The following is a 22500-nucleotide window of genomic DNA, read 5'->3' on the forward strand; positions in this document are numbered from 1 at the left end:
CCTTGATTCATTTACCCTGACGCAGCAGGTTTTTGCATGGCGACTAAATATATTTTTGTAACCGGCGGTGTAGTATCTTCGCTGGGGAAAGGTATTGCGGCGGCTTCGTTAGCTTCCATTCTGGAAGCGCGCGGATTAAACGTCACGATTATGAAGCTGGATCCGTACATCAACGTGGATCCCGGAACCATGAGCCCAATTCAGCACGGTGAGGTATTTGTTACCGTCGACGGGGCTGAAACCGATCTCGATTTAGGTCACTACGAGCGATTTATTCGCACGCGGATGACCAAAAAGAATAACTTCACCACTGGCCGCGTCTATGAAGACATTATTCGGCGCGAACGTCGTGGTGACTTTCTCGGCGCCACCATTCAGGTGATCCCGCACATTACCAACGAAATCAAACGTCGCATCATTGATGGGGCCGAAGGCTATGATATTGCCCTGATTGAGATTGGCGGTACTGTCGGCGATATTGAATCTCAGCCGTTTTTAGAAGCGATTCGCCAGCTGGCTACGGAAGTGGGGCGCCATCGAACCCTATTTATTCACTTAACCTTAGTGCCGTTCTTAGGTGCTGCTGGGGAAGTGAAAACGAAGCCAACGCAACATTCGGTGAAAGAGTTACGCTCGATCGGTATTCAGCCGGATATTCTGATTTGTCGTTCTGATCGACTGATCCCAGCGAACGAGCGTGCCAAGATCGCCTTGTTTACGAATGTTCCGGAACGTGCAGTTATCTCCTTAAAAGATGTGCCGAGTATCTATAAGATTCCGGCGATCTTAAAATCTCAAAGTATTGATGAGTTTGTCCTTGAGCGCTTTGGCATCGAGTGCCCAGAAGCGGATCTGTCCGAATGGGAAAAAGTCCTATACTTAGAATCAAATCCAGGCGGCGAGATCACCGTAGGCTTTGTGGGCAAGTATGTGGAGCTTCCGGATGCGTATAAGTCAGTGAATGAGGCGTTGGCTCATGCTGGCTTGCACAATCGCGTTACCGTGAACATTCGCTATATTGATTCCCAAGATGTGGAAGCAAAAGGGGTGAGTCGTCTCGAAGGCGTGGATGCAATTCTGGTGCCTGGTGGCTTTGGAGGGCGCGGTATTGAAGGCAAAATCATGGCAGCGCGTTATGCCCGTGAACATAAAATTCCGTATTTAGGAATTTGTTTGGGTATGCAGATTGCGTTGATTGAGTTTGCTCGCAACGTGGCAGGCCTCGCCGGTGCCAACAGTACCGAGTTCGATGAGAACACTGAGCACCCAGTGGTTGGTCTGATTACCGAGTGGATGGATGAGAATGGCCAGCAAGCCTATCGAGAAGCTGGTGGCGACCTCGGTGGAACCATGCGTCTTGGCGCCCAGAAGTGCCATTTATTGCCGAATACCAAGGCCCACAGCATTTATGGCGCTGATACCATTGAAGAGCGACATCGCCATCGCTATGAGGTCAACAACAATTATCGAGACCAGTTGGCGAAGGCTGGCATGGTATTTAGTGGGCTTTCTGCCGACAAACGCTTGGTAGAAGTGATCGAAAACCCAGATCACCCTTGGTTTGTGGCGGTGCAATTCCATCCGGAATTCACATCGACGCCACGAGATGGTCATAAGTTGTTTGAAAGTTTTGTCCAAGCCGCTCGGGAATATCAGCAAGCGCACCGCGGCTAACTCGTATTGAAGGAATAGTGAGCATGAGCAAGATTGTAAAGGTGATCGGTCGTGAGATCATGGATTCACGTGGTAATCCAACCGTAGAAGCGGATGTTTATCTTGAAGATGGCAGTATGGGCCGAGCAGCGGCACCGAGTGGGGCTTCTACCGGCAGTCGTGAAGCACTTGAGCTGCGTGATGGCGATGCAGGACGTTATTTAGGCAAGGGTGTGAGTAAAGCGGTCAGCCATATTAATGGTGCTATTGCAGAAGTGTTGAAAGGCATGGACGCAACCCATCAGCAGGCCATTGACGACACCATGCTAAAACTTGATGGCACTGAAAATAAAGAACAACTCGGCGCTAATGCGATTCTTGCGGTGTCGTTGGCGGTTGCGAAAGCGGCTGCGAACAGCAAGAAAGTGGCCCTGTTTGAACATATTGCTGATTTAAATGGTACTTCCGGCAAGTTCAGTATGCCGCTGCCGATGATGAATATTTTAAACGGTGGTGAGCACGCGGATAACAACGTTGATATTCAAGAGTTTATGGTGCAGCCAGTGGGAGCAACATCGTTCCGTGAAGGCTTGCGCATGGGTGCCGAAATTTTCCACGCCCTAAAAGCAGTATTAAAGGCCCGTGGTTTAAGCACATCGGTGGGCGATGAGGGTGGTTTTGCACCGAATCTGAAATCCAATGAAGAAGCGCTTACGGTGATCGTTGAAGCGGTGAAAAACGCAGGTTATGTGTTAGGTACCGACGTGACTTTGGCCCTTGATTGCGCCGCATCTGAGTTTTATCGGGACGGCCAGTATCACCTGAGTGGTGAGGGCAAGTCCTTTGATGCGTCAGGTTTCGCTGACTACTTGGCGGATTTGTGCAATCGTTATCCTATTGTGTCGATTGAAGATGGTTTGGATGAAAGTGATTGGGACGGCTGGAAAGTACTTACCGAGAAGCTCGGTGATAAAGTTCAGCTCGTGGGCGACGATTTGTTCGTGACCAACACTAAGATCCTGCAGCGCGGTATTGACCAAAACATTGCCAATTCCATTTTGATCAAGTTTAATCAAATTGGTAGTTTGTCTGAAACCTTAGCAGCGATACGAATGGCGCAAGAAGCAGGCTTTACGGCTGTGATTTCTCACCGCTCTGGCGAAACAGAAGATGCAACTATTGCGGATCTTGCTGTGGGTACAGCCGCGGGTCAAATCAAAACCGGAAGTTTATGCCGCTCTGACCGTGTCGCAAAATATAATCAATTGCTCCGTATTGAAGAGCAATTAGGCAATGTAGCCTATCGCGGACTGGCAGAAGTAAAGGGCCAGTAAGGTTGAGGCAGTGAGCACTCAGTCAGATATTTTTAGTTTACGCAGTGTAAGCCATGCAGGTAGCTCAGCTGAGTTTGCTGAGCTCTGCAATACATTGTATGAATCAGAGCTAAAAATGCTGGCGGAATCGTCTCTCGATGATGCTCGCGCCCTTAAGCGCCGCTTAGGCTCTATCGGGCATTATGTTCGTCGTGCGGCACAGGCCTTGCTTGTTGCCGCTCATCGCTCCGATAATCCGTTACAATTTGATGTGCAAAACGCGAGTTGGTTATCACGCCAGCGACCGCGCCCTCCCATTCCTAAACTATCGCCTGCAACCTGGCTGCAAAAGCACGCTCAGCTCGCCATGCCCTTACCCGTATTAGAAAAATTACCGGCCCAACAAGGTGCTATAGAGTCGATTCGTTTGGATACCGTGGATGAAATTGATATCAGTGGTGAACGTATCCATTTGAATCAATCAGGGTGGTTTGAATTCTCAGGAATGCATGAAGCACCCGATGGAGAAAGGCAGTTGCAGTTACTGCGACCGGATAAGGCCTCGATGGTGGCGGCCTGTGCCGGTCATCGCTGGGGACCTGCAGGGCGTTTAGCGCCACATCCGTTATCATTACGGGAGTTATTGCTTACCACAACCGTAAGCTGGAGCGGATTTAACGAAGTACAACGGTTACCGTTTTGAGATAGGGTTTTCACAAAGCCAATAAGCCGTCATAATAAAAATATCGATACTTGGGTTGGGTAGGCCAATCTTCAAGCTAGCAAGGCAGGAGCCCTCATGCGCGTGTTCACTATTATCGTCATTGCGATCGTCCTGATGCTGCAATATCGCGTCTGGTTCGGACAGCATGGGATGAGTGATCTTCGAGAACTGCGCCAAGAAGTGGAACGTCAGGAACAAGCCAACCAATCATTGCAGCAGCGTAATCAGTTACTTGCGGCGGATATTGACGATTTACGCTCTGCGTTAGAAGCGGTTGAAGAGCGCGCGCGCAACGAACTTGGATTGGTTCAGCCAAACGAAACATTCTTTCGTTTAATTCCGCGGGACGAAGAGGACTCAGGTACATGATAGGTATTGTACCGGCTGCAGGTATCGGTCAACGCATGCAATCTGCCGTCCCTAAACAATATCTCCACGTTGCCGGCCAGTATATTCTTGACCATAGCATTTCCGCATTACTCCGCGATTCCCGTATTACCCATGTTGTTGTCGCCATCCAAAACAACGATACCTACTATGCGCAAAGTGCGGCGGCAAAAAATAGTCGGGTTTACACTGTCGCGGGTGGTGCTAGTCGGGCGCAGTCCGTGCTCAATGCACTTCACTATGCTCGCCAACATTGGCCCGACGAAACGCTTGTGGCAGTGCATGATGCAGCACGGCCTGGGTTACCTGTCATGCATTTGCGGGCTCTACTAGATGTGGCGGAAACACATCCAGAGCAAGGTGCATTACTGGCGTTGCCGGCGCGCGATACATTGAAAATCGCTGCTGCAGGTCAAAAGGTAGAAAAAACCTTAGATCGCAGCCGTATTTGGCAGGCACAAACGCCACAAGTGTTTCAACTTGGCGCCCTTGAGCATGCGCTTGTCGCGGCACTTGAAGCAGGTATTGAAGTGACCGATGAATGCTCCGCAATGGAGTATATGGGCGCGCGGCCCCGTTTAGTCATGGGCTCTCGAGCAGCATTGAAGGTGACGGATCCAGAAGATTTAGCATTGGTTGAATTTTATTTGCAAACAGACATAACCACAAAGGGTGTTTAAGTGAGAGTTGGTCAAGGGTTTGATGTACATAAATTTGGTGGCGAAGGACCGATTCGCCTTGCCGGCGTGACCGTGCCTCACGATCAGGGGTTGCTTGCCCACTCCGATGGTGATGTGGCTCTGCATGCACTCATAGACGCCTTATTGGGCGCCGTAGGGTTAGGGGATATTGGCCACTGGTTTCCTGATAACGATCCAGATTTTGCCGGAGCTGACTCGGGTGAATTGTTACAAACGGCTTATCACGCAGTACAAAAACAAGGGTTTGAATTGGTGAATGCCGATCTTACGATTATTTGTGAGCGCCCCAAAATTGGTCCTTATCGGGAGCATATGCGCGCCCGTGTTGCCGAACTATTATCGGCAGATATAGCACAGGTTAATATTAAAGGAACCACCACAGAACGTCTGGGATTTACTGGGCGCGGGGAAGGTATCGCGAGTATGGCGGTCGTGTTGCTGGTATCACGTACTGACCAAAAAGGCTCACGCCATGAATGAGTCGTCTTACACGTACAATGAGTATTCCTTACCGCGCGTGTTAGGCGAAAGCCCGGTGACCGGTCGATACAAAACGGTACCTGAAGATTTTGCGGTGACTGAAATTTTAGGTTTTAGTCCTGAGTTTGTAGAGAAAGGCCAACAACATTGGCTACGTATTCGCAAAACAGGCGTGAATACCGGCGCCATTGAAAAACAACTCGCGCGCGCGTTAGGTATTCATCCGCGGGATATTGGCTACTCTGGTATGAAAGACCGCATGGCGGTAACCGAGCAATGGTTTTCCGTGCAGCTACCGGCATTGCAATCGATAGATTGGCCCGTATGGTTTTCAGAACATATGCACGGCGATGTGTTTCCTGGAGGCGAGGTAACCTTGCTTGAAGCTGTACGCAGCCATCGCAAGTTACGACGGGGCGTTCATAAAGCCAATCATTTTTGTTTACGTGTGCGTGAACTTACCCATAAAGACGACTTTATTGAGCGTGTGGCTCAGCTGGCGGAAGGCGGCGCTGTGGCCAATTATTTCGGCCCGCAACGCTTCGGTAAACAAGGCGACAACGTCGCGCAAGCATTGCGTATGATTGATGGCGAATTTCAGGTTCGTGATCGCAAATTACGCAGCATTTTATTGAGTAGCGTACGTTCGTATTTATTTAACCAGTACTTAGCGCAACGTATTCAAAGTGATTTACCCGCGCTTTGTGAAGGGGATGTGGTTATTCTCGATGGAAGTCAGTCGTATTTTACCGTAGGTGACGATGTCGCTGCAGTCGCAGAGCGTCTGGCTCAAGGCGATGTTCAGGTATCAGGTCCTATGTTTGGTGAGAGCTCTTCGCCTGCACAAGGCCGTCCTGCCGCGTTGGAGCAGAAGATTCTGGCGCAATACGCCGAGTTGCACGCAGGCTTATGCGCTGCTCGTATGGGACATGAGCGGCGACCGCTTTGGTTGCGCGTGTCCGATTTATCGCTTGTATGGCTAGACGACTCGGTGGCGGAGCTACGATTTACGTTACCAGCTGGAGCCTTCGCCACGTCGGTACTTGCCGAATTGGGACAGTTTTCGGAGGGGAATCATGCGAATTTTACTCAGCAATGATGATGGGGTGCGAGCACCAGGACTCGCTGCACTGTATACCGCATTGTCGAAGCTAGCTGAGGTAACCGTTATTGCACCGGATCGCAACTGTAGCGGTGCCAGTAACAGCCTCACGTTACATAATCCGCTGCGGGTAGAACAATTAGAAAACGGATTTTTGTCGGTAAATGGTACACCGACAGATTGTGTTCATATTGGCACTAACTCGCCCTTGGGCGAATCCCCAGATCTCGTGGTTTCGGGCATTAATGATGCTCCGAATATGGGCGATGATGTGATCTATTCGGGCACCGTTGCTGCGGCCACAGAAGGCCGATTTGTGGGCTTGCCGGCAATCGCAGTGTCTATGGGCGAACATGGTCATGATTTTTATGATACGGCGGCACGCGTGGTTGCAGAACTTGTTGAGCGATTAAAAAAAGAACCGCTCACCTCTGATTTTGTGCTCAATGTGAATGTTCCTTACTTGCCTTACGAAAAACTCAAAGGTACCAAGCTCACACGACTAGGCCGCCGTCATCGTGCCGAAAACATGGTGCGGGGTTCGGATCCTTGGGGACGCGAGATATTCTGGTATGGGCCGGTTGGCCCGCAACGGGATGATGGACCAGGGACTGATTTTGCCGCAGTCGCGGAAGGCTATGTATCGATAACTCCGTTGACAGTGGATATGACCGCACGCGATGATCAGAAGCGAATACAGGAGTGGTTGGGTAAATAAGCATGAGAGCAATCAATCATCAAGGAATGGCTAAGCGTTTAGTACAAAGGCTAAAGGAACTTGGCATCAATAATGAAGCGGTGTTGGAGGTTATTCAACGTACGCCGCGGCAAGAGTTTATGCCCGAGTCACTAGCCCATCAGGCCTATGAAAATACGGCGCTGCCTATCGGTAATGGACAAACGATATCGCAACCTCTGATCGTCGCGAAAATGACCAGCTTGTTATTGGAGTCGGCTCCGAAACGGGTGTTGGAAATTGGCACAGGCTCGGGTTATCAAACTGCGGTACTGGCAGCTCTTGTGGAGCAAGTGTTCTCAGTGGAACGGATTATCCAATTGCAATATCAAGCCCAACGCCGGATGAAGCGGCTCGATTTTCACAATATCGCAATGCGGCATGGGGATGGTTGGCAGGGTTGGCCAAGCAAGGCGCCTTTTGATGGCATTATTGTAACTGCAGCGGCTGCCCGTATTCCTGATGCATTACTTGAACAACTGAATCCCAATGGTGGACGTTTGATTATCCCAGTGGGTGAACAACAGCAAGAATTATTAGTGGTAGAACGCCAAGGTGAGGAATTTATGCAACGGAGTGAGGGCGCAGTGCGGTTTGTCCCTTTAGTGCAAGGTGATTTAGCGTGAAGGTATTTACAATTTTGTACGATAAAGCGCTCATTTGGTCACAACATAAACGGGCCCCAGCGATCTTATCTGGCGTAAGTTTTGCCGAATCTGTAATTTTCCCAATTCCTGTCGATGTGATGTTGGCTCCCATGGCGATCGCGCAACCAAGCAGAGCGATGTATTTTGCATTGCTTACCACGATCTTTTCGGTCTTAGGCGGTATGGCCGGCTATCTGCTTGGGTATTTGGCTTTTGAACCCTTGGTGTTGCCTGCACTTGAATATTTTGGGCGTATGGACACTTTTGAGCTAGCGCAGTCATGGTTTATGGACTGGGGATTTTGGGTCATCTTCTTAGCGGGCTTTTCTCCCATACCCTACAAGGTATTTACTGTCACCGCCGGGGTGATGAGTATTGCATTTTTGCCCTTTGTTTTAGCCTCAATTATCGGTCGTGGTATGCGCTTCTTTTTAGTGGCATGGCTGATGCGTTGGGGTGGACCCATTATGGAAAAACATTTACGAAAGCACATGGATACCATTGGTTGGGCTGTGGTCATATTAGCAATAGCGGCTTACTTTTTATTGCGTTAACAGGCATACATAAGGTTGTGCATGCGGATTACTTGGGTACTGGGGATATTGGGATTCATCATGGTGCTGCAAGGTTGTAGCGCGCCCCATGAACCTGCGCCTGTGGAACGAGTCTATCGTGGGAAAACTGTACACGATTATGAACGCGCCACCTTGACTCAAGCAACCCATCAAGTTCAAGCGGGTGAAACCCTGTATTCAATCGCGTTTCGGGCCAATATGGATATGCGCGATATCGCTCGACTTAATAATATTCAGCCACCGTACACCATTTTTGTTGGGCAGACACTGCGGCTGCGTGCCGCCGAGAGTGGGAGTGCGAGAAGCGCCTCTTCGCCGCCTACAGGAACAACTTCTGGCACTAGTTCGGGTCAATCGCAACCAACAACTTCGTCGTCAGAACAAAGGGTTGCGAGCAATGAAACGAAGGAGTATGGTGTAACAACGAGTCAACAAAATTCACAATCATCAACAACGTCGAGAGAAACGCAACAAGTCATCGTAAACCCAACCCAGCGCAGTGTGCCAAGTGGTGACTTACGATGGCAGTGGCCAAGCCAAGGAAGAATTTTAAGGCGTTTTTCAACCCACGAGGCCGGTGGGCGCGGGATGGAATTTGGGGGTGGTCGGGGAGACCCGGTTATCGCCGCCGCAGCAGGTCGCGTGGTTTATGTTGGAAGCGCATTACGTGGCTATGGGCAGTTAATTATTCTGAAACATAACGATGATTATATTACTGCTTATGGTCACAATGACCAACTGATGGTTAGCGAGCAACAATGGGTTGAGGCTGGCCAGCAGATTGCGACAATGGGTAGTTCCGGCCGGGAGGATGTCCGGTTAAGGTTCGAGCTAAGGTTTCGCGGAAACTCAGTTAATCCGGAGAATTATTTACCGCGTACACGTTAGCGACAACCGTTAGGATAGAGGAGTAATGTCGATGCGTGAGCAGGAAGACCAAGTAAAGGACGACGATGACGCAGATAATGCAGAGGACCTTGAATTCTCTGGAGATGACAGCGCCACAGATCGTGATCGAGAAGTAATTGATGCTGAGCTTGAAGAAGCGTTGGCCAATAAGAGTAAGTATCAACGTAAACTAGATGCCACCCAAATGTACCTCAGTGAGATTGGTTTTTCGCCGCTTCTCACCGCCGAGGAAGAAGTTTATTTTGCGCGCAAAGCGCTCAAAGGTGACCTCAAATCCCGCCAACGCATGATTGAAAGCAACTTGCGTTTAGTTGTCAAAATTGCCCGTCGTTACCACAATCGCGGTTTGGCCTTACTCGATTTGATTGAAGAAGGGAATTTAGGCTTGATTCGAGCGGTGGAGAAATTCGATCCAGAACGTGGTTTTCGTTTTTCGACCTATGCAACCTGGTGGATACGCCAAACCATCGAACGGGCGATCATGAATCAAACCCGTACCATCCGGTTACCCATTCACGTTGTCAAAGAACTCAATATTTATCTGCGTGCGGCCCGGGAGCTGGCGCAGAAGCTGGAACACGAGCCTACCGCTGAAGACATCGCCCGTAGCCTTGAACGTCCAGTCGACGACGTAAGCAAAATGCTGCGCTTGAATGAACGCATCGCCTCGGTGGATACACCTTTAGCAGGTGACAGCGAAAAAGGCTTGTTAGATATTATTGCCGATGAAAACGAAGGTGGCCCGGAAGGGGTGCTGCAAGACGAAGACATGCGGCAGCGGCTGTTAGGATGGCTTGACTTATTGAATCCAAAACAAAAAGAAGTATTAGCCCGTCGCTTTGGATTATTAGGTTATGAGCCTTCAACTTTAGAAGATGTTGGTCGTGAGATCGGTCTTACCCGGGAACGGGTGCGGCAAATTCAAGTAGAAGCCCTGCGCCGTTTGAAAGAACTGATGGAACAGCAAGGGTTGTCAAACGAGTCGGTGTTCTCCCAAGAATAAAGTCACGGCTTGTAGCGCATCAAAATCACCACAGAAAAATAGGCCTAGCATGCTAGGCCTTATTTTTTTGCGTGAGTGTATACAAGAACTCCAATGCCTCTCGAGGCGACATGTGATCCGGGTCTAAGGCATCTAGCGCTTGAATTCTCGGATCCTCAGGCGTAACTACTGCCGAGTTCTCCCCGGTTAAGTCCAACTGGGTTTGCCCAGTGCGTTGCCCCGGGTTCGTATCCTGTTGTTGTTCGAGTTCCCGTAAACGTGCTTGTGCGCGCGCGACCACACGGTGAGGTAAGCCCGCCAAACGTGCGACTTGAATACCAAAGCTTTTGCTCGCGGCTCCGTCTTTTACGTGGTACAAAAATGCGATAGTGTCGCCATGCTCGGTGGCATCCACATGCACATTGACTGTGTTTTCACAGAGTTGGTCTAATTGGGTTAGCTCAAAGTAGTGGGTGGCAAACAGTGTCATGGAGCCTCGCTCTGACAACGCCTCGGCAGTTGCCCACGCCAATGACATACCATCATAGGTGGAGGTGCCGCGCCCAATTTCATCCATAAGCACTAGCGATTGTTCCGTCGCATGATGCAAAATCACCGATGTTTCAGTCATTTCAACCATAAACGTAGAACGGCCTGATGCTAGTTCATCAGCGGCACCTATACGTGTAAAAATGCGATCCATGGGGCCAATTGTGGCACTGTGAGCAGGAACATAGCTTCCTGTATGGGCCAATAATGCAATCAACGCGGTTTGCCGCATGTAGGTGGATTTACCGCCCATATTTGGGCCGGTAATCACGTGTAAGCGGCGCTGACTATTGAAATGCACGGAGTTTGCAATAAATGGGTGCTCAGCAAAAGCCTCAACCACGGGGTGGCGACCATCGCGAATAGAAAACTCATGATTGCCTGTGAATTCTGGCCGACAGTAATTCAAACTAACCGCCCGCTCCGCGAAGCAGCAGAATACATCAAGTGCGGCAAGTTCTTGTGCAGTGGCTTGCAAACTGGCAAGGGGCTCAAGTAAATGTTCCAGTAACTCTTGATACAGTTGTTTTTCGATAGCCAATGCACGTCCTTGGCTATGTAATACCTGTTCTTCAAAGGTTTTAAGCTCGGGAATAATGTACCTTTCTGCGTTTTTTAAGGTTTGTCGACGCTGATATTCAGGTGGCACCCGATCGGCTGCTAAACGGCTTAGTTCAATGTAAAAGCCATGCACCTTGTTATAGCCAATTTTGAGATTTTGAATGCCGGTGCGTTCCCGTTCTCGTTGCTCAAGCGCATCCAATTGATCAGTCCCGCCAGCGCTTAACGCCCGATATTCGTCAAGTTCTTCGTGATAGCCTGGAGCAATTACGCCGCCGTCGCGAATTAACACTGGTGGATTCTCAACAATTGCCCGTGTCAGTAAGTTGACTAACTCGGGAAACTCTTGAATGGCGGCTACTTGGCTCAATTGATACCTGTCGATACACTGGTTTAGCGTAGGAATACAGGCAAGGGCATGACGCAAACGGGATAGATCGCGAGGACGTGCTGATTGTAGGGCTACACGCGCGAGAATACGCTCGATATCCCCGATATCCCGTAATAAGCGTTGTATATCTGCGTAAGCTGCCGCATCGATTAACTCGTTTACTTTGTTAAGACGGGACTGCAGTTGTGCCTGCTGACGCAATGGACGATGTAGCCAACGTTTCAATAAACGGCTTCCCATGGGGGTTTTGCAGCGGTCCAATACAGACGCGAGGGTATGTTGTTCATTGCCTTGTAGATTTTCTGTCAGCTCCAGATTGCGTCGAGTACTGCTGTCCAAATGGATGGCATCATCGGCTCGCTCATGTTGCAGACTACGCAGGTGTGGGAGGGCGCCCCGTTGGGTGTCTTTAATATATTGCAATACACAACCAGCGACACCTAGCGTAGGATCTGTGCGATCCATGCCAAAACCCAACAAATCGTGAGTGCCGAATTGGCGAGTAAGGGCGGTAAAAGCACTATCTGGATCGAAATCCCATTCTGGTCGTTTGCGCAGGCCCTGTCGTTGTCTTACCGCGTGCGGAAGCTGAAGCCCTTCTGGATAGAGAAGCTCCGCCGGGCGCAATCGCTCGAGCTCATTATTTAGGGCGTCTTCTGAATCTACCAAGGCCACGAAAAAGCGACCGCTGCTAATATCTGCTCCGGCTAATGCCCATTGGTTTTGGTGGGGCTGGATCGCGACCAAAAGATTTTCTCGATGGGAGTCGAGTAGGGCTTCGTCGGTAAGGGTGCCTGGTGTGATAATCCGCACCACTTTTCGGTCCACCGGTCCTTTACTGGTAGCGGGATCACCTACTTGTTCACAAATGGCGGCTGATTCGCCAAGTTTAACCAACTTGGCTAGATAATTTTCTACTGCGTGATAGGGAACCCCGGCCATGGGAATCGGACGCCCGCCGGATTGACCACGCTGAGTCAGGGAAATATCTAGTAGATCGGCTGCTCGCTCCGCATCATCATAAAATAGCTCATAAAAATCGCCCATCCGATAAAACAAAAGGATGTCCGGATGCTCGGCTTTGATCGCCAAATATTGCTGCATCATCGGTGTATGCGCGCTTGCTGATTTGCTCATGAGACCCTGTTATTCTTATTAAAAACGTAGGCAATTGCGTCATGATCCTGAATTTAGTCGCAAAAGCCAAGTATCAATCGCATAATTGATGAGTAAGTGTTCTAAGCCTACAGGAAATTAAGCCGTGACTACAGACAAGACCATTGCCGTACTGGTACAACAGCTCGCCGATATTTTATTGGCGAAAGGCTGGCGCATGGCCACAGCGGAGTCCTGTACTGGAGGCGGAATGGCCTATCATTGTACTCAGTTAGCGGGCAGTTCTGCATGGTTTGAAGGTGGTGTTGTCTGTTATAGCAATGCCATTAAAGAACGGGTGCTCGGTGTACCAGCGCAGGTATTGTGCGATCATGGCGCGGTATCTACGGATTGTGCGCGAGCGTTGGTTGAAGGGGTTCAGCAGCTCTGCAACTCTGATGTGAGTGTGAGTATAACTGGCATAGCAGGACCCGGTGGAGGCAGTGCGGACAAACCCGTGGGTATGGTTTGCTTCGGTTTTCAGGTGAAACAAAACACATGGACCGATATCCAGTACTTTACTGGGGGACGTACAGATGTTCGCCACCAGTCAATTCAACACGGGCTTCAAGAATTAATTAATTACTTATTAACTATCAAGTAGTTAAATTAAAAAATTAACGTTTAGATAAATTTTTTTCGGTTACAACTTGATACTGTATAGATAAACAGTATACTGACATTATTCACTAAGGCACGAATCTGGAGCGACCAACATGAGCAATGAAAATAAGCAAAAAGCACTGACGGCAGCACTTGGCCAAATCGAGCGTCAATTTGGTAAAGGCGCAATTATGCGTCTGGGCGATAATCGCGCCATGGACGTCGACGCCATTTCAACTGGCTCTCTTAGCCTTGATATCGCATTGGGTATCGGTGGTCTGCCCTGTGGTCGTGTGATTGAAATTTTCGGTCCTGAATCGAGCGGTAAAACGACGCTAACTTTGCAAGTTATTGCCGAAGCGCAAAAGAATGGAAAAACCTGTGCATTCGTTGATGCGGAGCATGCGTTAGATCCACTTTATGCAGAGAAACTAGGTGTTAAAGTTGACGAGCTTCTGGTGTCACAGCCGGATACGGGTGAACAAGCGCTGGAAATCTGCGATATGTTGGTTCGTTCGGCCGCTGTTGATGTGATTATTGTCGATTCCGTTGCCGCCCTAACCCCACGCGCAGAAATTGAAGGGGAAATGGGGGATAGTCACGTTGGTTTGCAAGCGCGCCTGATGTCGCAAGCCTTGCGTAAACTGACAGCGAACATTAAGAAATCAAACACCATGTGTATTTTCATTAACCAGATTCGGATGAAAATTGGTGTGATGTTCGGTAACCCAGAAACCACGACCGGTGGTAACGCACTTAAATTTTATTCATCAGTTCGTCTTGATATTCGCCGTACTGGAGCATTGAAAGAAGGTGATGAAGTGGTGGGTAACGAAACCCGCGTGAAAGTAGTGAAAAACAAAGTAGCGCCACCATTTAAGCAAGCTGAGTTCCAGATTATGTACGGTGCGGGTATCTCAAAAGAAGGTGAGTTGATTGACCTCGGCGTGAAACACAAAGTGGTTGAGAAAGCCGGCGCTTGGTATAGCTACAAGGGAGATAAGATTGGTCAAGGTAAAGCCAACTCTATGAAATTCTTGGCGGAGAATCCCACTATTGCGCAAGAAATTGAAAAGATTCTACGAGATATGTTGTTGTTGAAGCCGAAAGCGTCGAGCGAAGAAGTGACCTTAGCGCCAGAAGTGGATGATAGCGAGTAGATTGTTTGCCTGTGAAACTGGCTAGCGCTTTATGAAGTAGAGCCTTGTTAGCGGGTATGTAACAAACAATAGAAAACGACCAAATCCGTCATAAAAACCGAGCACATTGTGCTCGGTTTTTTTGTTCCAAATGCGGTGTTGTAAAAGCGTTAAGCAGGGTATGCTAAAGAAATAAATGTCTATCGGTATCTAACGGTTAATAAGCTTACCTAAAAGAGGAACGTCATCGTGAGCGTGCTTTTAAAACTATCAGGATTTGTTACCCTGAGTATGTTATTTATTTTTACCATTGGGTGTTCCCCGGCACCGGATCGGCAATCAGCACACCAATCACAAGCGGTAGCAAAGCTTCTCGAGCAAACATACGCAGAGTATAGCGAAGCGCTGATGGCATTAGAGCCATTACAGGCAACTTTCCGTGGCGTTTCAACGTATAACAATAAACTTCCTAATACTTTCAGCCCAGAGCACTTACAGCGCCGCAAAATGCTCGAAGAAGAGTATTTAGCCATTCTTAACCGTATTGATCCAGATGTTCTAGCCTACGATGACCGTATGAGTTATGACATCTTTAAGTACCAACGTGAAATGCAATTGGCTCGGTTAGCCTTTCCTGAAGAATTAATTCCTCTCAATCAGTTTTATAACGTAATCAACACCTTTGCCATGCTCGGCTCAGGAACTTCTGCACAACCTTTTGCAACAGTCCAAGATTACGACAATTGGGCAGAGCGTATGCGTCAAATTCCGATCATAACGCAACAATTAATAGACAATATGAATGCCGGTATCGACGTAGAGATCGTGCAACCACGGGTTCTGATGGAACGGGTAGTTCGGCAGATTGACGCGCATCTTGTGGATGATGTTAGCGATAGTTTGTTTATGCGGCCGATTCGTGAGTTCCCCGAGACGATTGATTCGGATGAGCGTGAGCGCATTGCTGCACTCTATGAAGAACTTATTACAGAGGCGGTACTACCGGCATATCAAAACGTGCATGATTATCTAGAACGGACCTATCTCAACTACGCGCGTACGGATAGCTATGGAATTGGGGCATTACCCAACGGGCAAGCCTGGTATCAGTTTTTAATTCGTTGGCATACAACGACGGATCTCACCGCTCGCGAAGTACACGAATTAGGCCTATCTGAAGTGGCGCGCATTCATCAAGAAATCACGGACATTATGGCAACGGTGGATTTTGACGGGTCGCTACAGGAGTTTTTCGAATTTACTCGGGATGACTCCCAGTTCCACTATTCAAGTCGAGAAGAAATGCTCGATGATTACCGTGCATTTGCGGCGGAAGCGGAAGGGCAAGCGGAACGTCTGTTTTTTCCTGAAATGTTGCCAGAAGCTGGCTATGAAATCCGCCCGGTGGAAGCCTTTCGGGAGCGTAGTGCTAGTTCTGGGTCCTATGCGCGGCCTAGTGAAGACGGCTCGCGACCTGGCGTGTTTTATCTCAACACCTATGATTTAAGTGCGCGCCCAACGTGGGCGAAGGGGGCTTTGACATTACATGAGGCCGTTCCTGGTCATCACTACCAGTTAGCATTGCAACAGGAAATGACTCATCTTCCGGATTTTCGTCGTTTTGGTAGCGTGACGGCTTTTTCAGAAGGTTGGGGTTTGTATGCGGAATCTTTGGGAGAAGAGCTCGGTGTGTACGGCCCTTATGACCAATATGGAGCGTTAATCGCTGAGCTTTGGCGGGCAATTCGCTTGGTGGTGGATACTGGAATTCATGCCAAAGGCTGGAGTCGCGAACAAGTTCTCGATTATATGGCTGATAATGCCCCGGTGAATGAAGCGCGTCGAATATCGGAAGCGGAACGTTTTATGGCGTTACCTGGGCAAGCGTTAGCGTATAAAATTGGTCAGTTGCGTATTCGGCAACTACGCGAAAGAGCGGAGAGTGCTTTAGGAGAGCAGTTCGATGTACGTGTGTTTCATCAGCAGGTACTACAACACGGCTCAATTCCTCTTTCGATTTTAGAGCGAGAGATTGATAGTTGGATTGCGAAAGAACTGGCCCATGCCGGCTAGTGATGAAGGAGAGATAGCGCCTATGAAACCGTTAAAGATTGGCTTGGCTCTTGGCTCAGGGGCTGCACGCGGCTGGGCTCATATTGGTGTGATTAAAGCGTTAGAAGACATGGGAGTCGAAGTCGATATCGTTACGGGCACTTCGATTGGCTCCTTGGTGGGTGGGGCCTACGCTGCTGGGAAACTCGATGAGCTAGAACAATGGGTATTAGACATGGACCGATGGACCGTGTTTAACCTGCTGGATTTTGGTTTCTCCAGCGGTGGAATGGTATCGGGCAAGAAAGTATTTGAACATGCCCGCGAGCGGTTTGGGAAACTGGATGTGCAAGAACTCCCCCGAAAGTACGCGGCAATCGCTACAGATCTCTACACAGGGAAGGAGATTTGGTTGCGAGAAGGGGATTTATTTAGTGTGGCACGGGCTTCCTGTGCCATGCCAGGGCTGTTGGCTCCGCGAGCCTTTGATGGCCGCTGGTTAGTGGACGGTGCCTTAGTCAATCCCGTCCCTGTGTCTTTGGCACGTGCATTAGACGCGGATTTTGTGATTGCCGTGCATTTGAACTCACAGGTGCATGTTGATGACGATTACGATGAATTACCGCCCCATGATCAGTCACCGCAGAATGAGAATGATCAGTCGGCACGAGCTGCGACACAGGCAAAAACAAAGAATGTTGACGATGAAGACGATGACCAGAATGTCTTTCAAAGCTTTCTCGCCAAGAGCTCCAACTACTTGGATCAAGTTCGCAGCCGCTTTAACAAAGAACCACGTTCCCCCAGTATGCTCGGGGTGATGGCAGGCTCCATCGATATCATGCAAGAACGCATTACCAAGGCGCGTATGGCAGGGGATCCGCCTGATATCCTGCTGCAACCTAAGTTAGGTGGTATTGGCCTATTGGAGTTTGATCAAGGGGAAGAAGCCATCCGCATTGGCTATGAGACCACGATGCGATTGAAAGATCTGATTTTGGATGAAATACGCATTATGTATAAACGTCGCAATGGCGGCCCGCAACGTTCTGATGTCGCGAAGCGAGATCGTTGATCGCGTATTGTTAGCTTAGGCTTCAGGGATGGCAAAAATACAGTCGACGGGGCATACCGGTATACATTGCGGCCGTTCGTAGTAGCCTTCGCATTCGCTGCAAAGGTTTGGATCAATAACATAGTGGTGCGGCCCCAATGAAATTGCTTCATTGGGGCATTCAGGTACGCACATGTCACAGTTGATACAATCTTCAGTAATCATTAAGGCCATTAACGCACCTCGTGCACGGCGATGGTGGTCATAGCCTTCTGCCCGTCTGAAATTTGATCAACGTCTTTGATCAACATAATTCGGTTGAGATTGCTCCGGGTAATCAGTTCCTTCGGGCAGGGTAACCAAACAAGGTAACCGGATCCTAAAGCACTATGGATAGGTGCTAAGTCTTGGTTCAGCAAGTCTTGGCATTGGGCGCGCACATTGCCTTGAGGATGCATCCATTCAATGCTGTCGCCCATGCTTAACTTGTTTTTAACGGTAAATTCAACGTAGATTTTTTGCCCGATGTTCTGCGTGTTCCCGGTCGCTTCAGCCACCAGTTGTTGGCCACCAAGACTATGGCTGGTTACGTAGTTCTGTAATTCGGATTGGGGGATATGCCTGCGCAAGAATCCTTCCGTGAATCCACGATTCGCCATACCGTCAAGCGCACTTAGTAGCTCTGGGTTGAATGGACGGCGAGCCATAGCGTCATCAATGGCTTGCCGATAGACTTGCGCAGTTCTTGCCACATAATACGGTGATTTAGTACGCCCCTCGATTTTTAACGAATGAATCCCCATTTGGGCCAGAGCATCCACATGTTGCACCGCGCGTAAGTCTTTAGAATTCATAATATAAGTGCCATGCAGATCTTCAAACATGGGCATGTATTCATTTGGACGTTGGGGTTCCTCGAGCATCACAGCTTCTGTAAACGGGAGGGGATTTAGTTGCCCAACCGGATCCTCATAGGCTGGTGAAACGCGGTATTCCCAGCGACAGGCATTGGTGCACGCCCCTTGATTAGGATCGCGTTTGTTGAAATAACCAGAGAGCAGGCAACGTCCGCTATATGCCATACATAATGCGCCATGCACAAAAACCTCAATTTCCATCTCAGGAACGCGAGTACGAATTTCAGCTATTTCATCAAGACCGAGTTCACGAGATAGAATAATGCGTTGAATGCCAATTTCGTGCCAGAATTTAACAGCGGCCCAGTTGACGGTATTGGCTTGCACGGATAAGTGTATGGGGAGTTCTGGAAAATGCTCTCGTAGCAGATAAATAATGCCTGGGTCGGACACAATCAATGCATCGGGTTGAAGCGCTACCACAGGTCGCATGTTGTCAATGAATCCCGTGAGTTTGGCGTTATGAGGGGCGATGTTGCATACCACGTAGAATCGCTTACCCTGCTGATGCGCCTCCGCAATCCCGATTGCGAGGGTATCCACATCAAATTCATTATTACGGACCCGCAAGCTGAAGCGTGGTTGTCCTGCGTAAACTGCATCCGCGCCATAGGCGAATGCCATTCGCATTGCCTGCAAACTACCAGCGGGTGAAAGTAATTCAGGTTTAAACACAGTCTTCTCCAAACGCAATGGGCCAATTGATTGATGTAGCGCAGTGTAATGGGGACGAATGAAAAGACTTTGATCCAGGCCAAACTCTTTTAGCTTTTTGTATCGAGATACCTAACAAGTAGTAGCCAACCACCCCTTACCGGTAATGATAATTTCATTGCAAACTGCATATCATGTTCCCCGTACGCCGAGCACGACGTTCTAAGTTTTGTGGAAATCAAAATATGAACCCGTTGCCGTGGCAATTAGGCCACCAGGGTATCACTGGAAACGGTGCTACCTCCCGAGATTTGGAAAGGTGTGAACATGCTTACTGATCGTTATCAACGTCGCTTTCGTTATTTGCGGCTCTCAATTACTGAGAGTTGCAACTTTAAATGTGACTATTGCCTCCCAGATGGTCCAGACTGTAGCTCCCGTCGCGAAGAAATAACGCTACCTGAAATTAAGCGTTTAGTGACGGCGTTTGCGCAAGCAGGTACGGAGAAGGTAAGAATTACCGGCGGAGAGCCTGCATTACGCCGGGATTTGACCGAGATTATTGCTGCCTGCAAAGCCACACCGGGTATTAAAGAAGTCGCAATTACCACGAATGGTTACCGCTTAGAGCGCGATATTGAAGCCTGGAAAGACGCAGGCCTCGACGCTGTAAACGTGAGTGTCGACAGTTTTAACCCGGGCACCTTCCAATTGATTACTGGCGATAGCCGGTTACCATCTATCCTCAAAGGCATCGATAAAGCGATTGCTTTAGGTATGAAGCGCGTGAAAATCAACGCGGTATTGCTGCGTGGGTATAACTTTGCCGAGTATCAACAGTTTCTTGATTATGTGAAAGATCACCCAGTGTCCCTTCGTTTTATCGAACTCATGCTCACAGGGGATAATCGCGAGTATTACAAACATCATCACGTGAGCGGAAGTATTGTCCAACGGAAATTGGAGCAAGCAGGGTGGGAGAGCACGGTAAAAGGCAAAACCGCAGGCCCGGCGCTAGAGTACCAACATCCTGATTATGCCGGGAAGATGGGATTGATCATGCCTTATAGCAAAGATTTCTGTAATGATTGTAATCGGTTGCGCGTATCTAGCCGAGGACAATTGTTTATGTGTCTTTTTGCATCACAACATCAAGATCTGCGTCACTTATTGCAAGAGGATGCGCCGGAACCGGTTATCCAGTTTCTGCAAGATACCTTGCAAGGGAAAGAAGCGTCTCATCATCTACATGAAGAATTTACCGGGTCAACTCGTCATCTGGCGATGATAGGAGGCTAGCTATGGGGAGCGATATGAACCTAAGCTGTGTCCTTCTGGCCGGTGGTAAATCGTCCCGTATGGGCGTAGATAAAGCGTTGTTGCCCCTTTCGGGCGCACCTGGGGAGGCGTCGGTTACCTTGCTTGATTACATGCTGTCTCTCATTGTTGATAGCGGTATTCGCGATATCGTCGTAAGCCGAAACCCCAAGCTGCGGGAGCCTAACGATGGGTCTTCTTACCTTTGGGTCGATGACCAAACCCCCAATCGAGGTCCGCTTGGGGGAATCTTAAGTTGTATTCCTCATTGTCGGCACGACAGGATATTGATCGTGCCCGTTGATATGCCGGGCTTGTCGGTCTCCAGTATTCAGCAGCTCATTAACGTACCTGACTCAAGCTACTTCGCGCAATCGGCGCTGCCGTGCGTGCTTAGAAACAGTGATGAACTAATTACAGCGCTCACCGAGCTGTTAAAGAGTGAAGAAAATAAGTCCTCGATTCGCGCTCTACTCGAACGCGTTGAGGCGAGAGCCATTGCTTCAGATACTTCCCTTGGTGATTTGAGTAATCTCAATACTCCCATGCAGTGGGAAGCTTTTGCTTCTGGAAAAAAAGGGACGAGTGCGGATGAGTAAACCTAAAAAATCGTTTATCCCCTTGGGAATCGCGATTCTTACTGTATCGAATAAACGCAAGGGTGCGGATGACACTACCGGGTTCTACCTGTCCAACGCATGTACTGAAGCGGGCCATCGGGTGGTCCATCATGAGGTATTGCCGCACAACAAGTATCAGATTCGTGAGCGGGTCAGTGCCTTGATTGTAAATGCCGAAGTAAGCGTGATCGTACTCAACGGGGGGACTGGGTTTGCGTCTGATAATCAAACAATTCCTGGGATTCGCCCTCTACTTGATTCTGAGATAACTGGATTTGGTGAGTTATTCCGACAATTAAGCTTTGTCGACATTGGACCTGCAAGTATGCAGAGCCAAGCATTAGCGGGCTTGGCAAATCGTACTCTTATTTGTGCGCTTCCGGGGTCTGGAGGGGCTGCAAAGCTTGCATGGGAGCATTTGTTGCGTCCGCAACTTGATGCCCGCCAAGGCCCCTGTAATTTTGTGCCGCATTTGCTAAACGAGCGTTGCGATGATGGTGCTAGTTCTTGCAAGAACTAAGAAATGAACGAGAGAACCAATATATGGCAAATAAATTAACCCACCTTGATGAGCAGGGGCAGGCGATTATGGTTGATATCAGTGACAAAGGTGTCACCACGCGAGTTGCTATAGCAAGCGCACGCCTGACTACGGAAGCCGAAGTGCTTGCGCTGCTTGAGCGCGCCGCTAATAAAAAAGGTGATGTATTTGCGACGGCCCGAGTAGCGGGGATTATGGCGGCAAAACGCACCAGTGATTTAATCCCTTTGTGCCACCCTTTGGCATTAACTAAAGCCACCATTGAATTTCAGGTGGATGCAACAACGAATGCTATCGACGTGACCGCCACCTGTGCGGTTGAGGGCAAAACAGGGGTGGAAATGGAAGCACTTACCGCGGCTAGCGTCGCGGCATTAACCTTGTATGACATGTGCAAAGCGGTTGATCCTGAGATGGTGATTGGCGATATCAAACTACTGCAGAAAACCGGAGGAAAGCGCGGTGTATGGCAACGAGAAGGAGCCGAATATGATTAAGGTTCGTTTTTTTGCGCTTTTGCGTGAGCGTTTAGGTACACATGAGATCAGCTTGCCAAGCCAAGGAATTGCGACGGTGAACGACGCGATTAGCGCGTTGGCTCAGCATAATTCAAATTGGTCGCAGATATTTACTGACCAAGAGGTTATTGCCGCGGTCAATCAGCAGCTTGTGGATAAGGATCAGTCGCTGCAATCCGGTGACGAATTGGCTTTGTTTCCGCCGGTCACAGGAGGCTAG

24 protein-coding genes and 1 riboswitch are annotated in these 22500 nt (G+C 49.2%); of the genes, 21 read left to right on the forward strand and 3 right to left on the reverse strand.

The window, feature by feature from the left end:
• The first annotated feature begins 36 nt into the window (after window positions 1-36).
• The 12 genes from FM042_RS01705 to rpoS all read left to right on the forward strand — a co-directional run bounded on the left by FM042_RS01705 (window position 37) and on the right by rpoS (window position 10230).
• A complete protein-coding gene (locus FM042_RS01705) occupies window positions 37-1674 on the forward strand; it encodes a CTP synthase (RefSeq protein ID WP_143234028.1) in 1638 nt (545 codons plus the stop codon).
• A 23-nt stretch (window positions 1675-1697) separates the two neighbouring features.
• Entirely contained in the window at window positions 1698-2987 is a 1290-nt protein-coding gene (eno, locus tag FM042_RS01710; RefSeq protein WP_143234029.1) for a phosphopyruvate hydratase, read from the forward strand.
• A 10-nt stretch (window positions 2988-2997) separates the two neighbouring features.
• Window positions 2998-3669, forward strand: a complete 672-nt coding sequence (locus FM042_RS01715; RefSeq protein WP_143234030.1) for a hypothetical protein — start codon at window positions 2998-3000, stop codon at window positions 3667-3669.
• 96 nt (window positions 3670-3765) lie between these two features.
• Entirely contained in the window at window positions 3766-4059 is a 294-nt protein-coding gene (ftsB, locus tag FM042_RS01720; protein ID WP_143234031.1) for a cell division protein FtsB, read from the forward strand.
• Window positions 4056-4757, forward strand: coding sequence for a 2-C-methyl-D-erythritol 4-phosphate cytidylyltransferase (gene ispD, locus FM042_RS01725; protein WP_143234032.1), 702 nt, complete (start codon window positions 4056-4058; stop codon window positions 4755-4757). Before ftsB ends, ispD begins: the two co-directional genes overlap by 4 nt.
• Window positions 4758-5258 (forward strand): 2-C-methyl-D-erythritol 2,4-cyclodiphosphate synthase, encoded by a 501-nt coding sequence (ispF, locus tag FM042_RS01730; RefSeq protein ID WP_143234033.1) that lies wholly within the window; start codon window positions 4758-4760, stop codon window positions 5256-5258.
• Complete coding sequence (truD, locus tag FM042_RS01735; protein WP_143234034.1) at window positions 5251-6357, forward strand: tRNA pseudouridine(13) synthase TruD; 1107 nt, start codon at window positions 5251-5253, stop codon at window positions 6355-6357. Before ispF ends, truD begins: the two co-directional genes overlap by 8 nt.
• Window positions 6332-7078 carry a 5'/3'-nucleotidase SurE gene (gene surE, locus FM042_RS01740; protein WP_185960721.1) on the forward strand — a complete coding sequence of 249 codons (747 nt, stop codon included), beginning with the start codon at window positions 6332-6334 and terminating at the stop codon, window positions 7076-7078. The genes truD and surE overlap by 26 nt, the downstream gene beginning before the upstream one ends.
• A 2-nt stretch (window positions 7079-7080) precedes the next feature.
• A complete protein-coding gene (locus tag FM042_RS01745) occupies window positions 7081-7722 on the forward strand; it encodes a protein-L-isoaspartate(D-aspartate) O-methyltransferase (RefSeq protein ID WP_143234036.1) in 642 nt (213 codons plus the stop codon).
• Entirely contained in the window at window positions 7719-8297 is a 579-nt protein-coding gene (locus FM042_RS01750) for a YqaA family protein (RefSeq protein ID WP_143234037.1), read from the forward strand. Before FM042_RS01745 ends, FM042_RS01750 begins: the two co-directional genes overlap by 4 nt.
• A 21-nt stretch (window positions 8298-8318) precedes the next feature.
• Window positions 8319-9206 (forward strand): peptidoglycan DD-metalloendopeptidase family protein, encoded by an 888-nt coding sequence (locus tag FM042_RS01755; protein ID WP_143234038.1) that lies wholly within the window; start codon window positions 8319-8321, stop codon window positions 9204-9206.
• Window positions 9207-9237: 31 nt separating this feature from the next.
• Complete coding sequence (rpoS, locus tag FM042_RS01760; RefSeq protein ID WP_143234039.1) at window positions 9238-10230, forward strand: RNA polymerase sigma factor RpoS; 993 nt, start codon at window positions 9238-9240, stop codon at window positions 10228-10230.
• A 52-nt stretch (window positions 10231-10282) separates the two neighbouring features.
• On the opposite strand, the gene mutS is transcribed toward rpoS, so the two are convergent.
• Window positions 10283-12847: a DNA mismatch repair protein MutS gene (gene mutS / locus FM042_RS01765; RefSeq protein WP_143234040.1), complete on the reverse strand. Its 2565-nt coding sequence runs from the start codon at window positions 12845-12847 to the stop codon at window positions 10283-10285.
• 124 nt (window positions 12848-12971) lie between these two features.
• Here mutS and FM042_RS01770 point away from each other — a divergent pair, with 124 nt between their 5' ends.
• The 4 genes from FM042_RS01770 to rssA all read left to right on the forward strand — a co-directional run bounded on the left by FM042_RS01770 (window position 12972) and on the right by rssA (window position 17734).
• Window positions 12972-13469: a CinA family protein gene (locus FM042_RS01770; RefSeq protein WP_232366322.1), complete on the forward strand. Its 498-nt coding sequence runs from the start codon at window positions 12972-12974 to the stop codon at window positions 13467-13469.
• Between the two features lie 112 nt (window positions 13470-13581).
• Entirely contained in the window at window positions 13582-14628 is a 1047-nt protein-coding gene (recA, locus tag FM042_RS01775) for a recombinase RecA (RefSeq protein ID WP_143234041.1), read from the forward strand.
• A 228-nt stretch (window positions 14629-14856) separates the two neighbouring features.
• The gene (locus tag FM042_RS01780) at window positions 14857-16680 is read left to right on the forward strand and encodes a DUF885 domain-containing protein (RefSeq protein WP_232366323.1); all 1824 of its coding nucleotides are present in this window, start codon (window positions 14857-14859) and stop codon (window positions 16678-16680) included.
• Window positions 16681-16702: 22 nt separating this feature from the next.
• Complete coding sequence (gene rssA / locus FM042_RS01785) at window positions 16703-17734, forward strand: patatin-like phospholipase RssA (RefSeq protein ID WP_143234042.1); 1032 nt, start codon at window positions 16703-16705, stop codon at window positions 17732-17734.
• 15 nt (window positions 17735-17749) lie between these two features.
• On the opposite strand, the gene FM042_RS01790 is transcribed toward rssA, so the two are convergent.
• On the reverse strand, window positions 17750-17947 hold the full coding sequence (locus FM042_RS01790; protein ID WP_143234043.1) for a YfhL family 4Fe-4S dicluster ferredoxin: 198 nt from the start codon (window positions 17945-17947) through the stop codon (window positions 17750-17752).
• Window positions 17947-19305 carry a prephenate-dependent tRNA uridine(34) hydroxylase TrhP gene (trhP, locus tag FM042_RS01795; protein WP_143234044.1) on the reverse strand — a complete coding sequence of 453 codons (1359 nt, stop codon included), beginning with the start codon at window positions 19303-19305 and terminating at the stop codon, window positions 17947-17949. Before trhP ends, FM042_RS01790 begins: the two co-directional genes overlap by 1 nt.
• A 173-nt stretch (window positions 19306-19478) precedes the next feature.
• Window positions 19479-19622: riboswitch (molybdenum cofactor riboswitch) on the forward strand.
• On the opposite strand from trhP, the gene moaA reads away from it, so the two are divergent.
• The 5 genes from moaA to moaD all read left to right on the forward strand — a co-directional run bounded on the left by moaA (window position 19612) and on the right by moaD (window position 22500).
• Window positions 19612-20583: a GTP 3',8-cyclase MoaA gene (moaA, locus tag FM042_RS01800; protein WP_143234045.1), complete on the forward strand. Its 972-nt coding sequence runs from the start codon at window positions 19612-19614 to the stop codon at window positions 20581-20583. Its footprint overlaps the riboswitch before it by 11 nt.
• Window positions 20584-20585: 2 nt before the next feature.
• A complete protein-coding gene (gene mobA / locus FM042_RS01805; RefSeq protein WP_143234046.1) occupies window positions 20586-21200 on the forward strand; it encodes a molybdenum cofactor guanylyltransferase in 615 nt (204 codons plus the stop codon).
• The gene (locus FM042_RS01810) at window positions 21193-21741 is read left to right on the forward strand and encodes a molybdenum cofactor synthesis domain-containing protein (RefSeq protein WP_143234047.1); all 549 of its coding nucleotides are present in this window, start codon (window positions 21193-21195) and stop codon (window positions 21739-21741) included. The genes mobA and FM042_RS01810 overlap by 8 nt, the downstream gene beginning before the upstream one ends.
• Before the next feature lie 23 nt (window positions 21742-21764).
• The gene (gene moaC / locus FM042_RS01815) at window positions 21765-22259 is read left to right on the forward strand and encodes a cyclic pyranopterin monophosphate synthase MoaC (RefSeq protein WP_143234048.1); all 495 of its coding nucleotides are present in this window, start codon (window positions 21765-21767) and stop codon (window positions 22257-22259) included.
• Window positions 22252-22500 (forward strand): molybdopterin converting factor subunit 1, encoded by a 249-nt coding sequence (gene moaD / locus FM042_RS01820; protein ID WP_143234049.1) that lies wholly within the window; start codon window positions 22252-22254, stop codon window positions 22498-22500. The genes moaC and moaD overlap by 8 nt, the downstream gene beginning before the upstream one ends.

The sequence above is a fragment of the Aliidiomarina halalkaliphila genome, assembly GCF_007096385.1.
Classification (GTDB): domain Bacteria; phylum Pseudomonadota; class Gammaproteobacteria; order Enterobacterales; family Alteromonadaceae; genus Aliidiomarina; species Aliidiomarina halalkaliphila.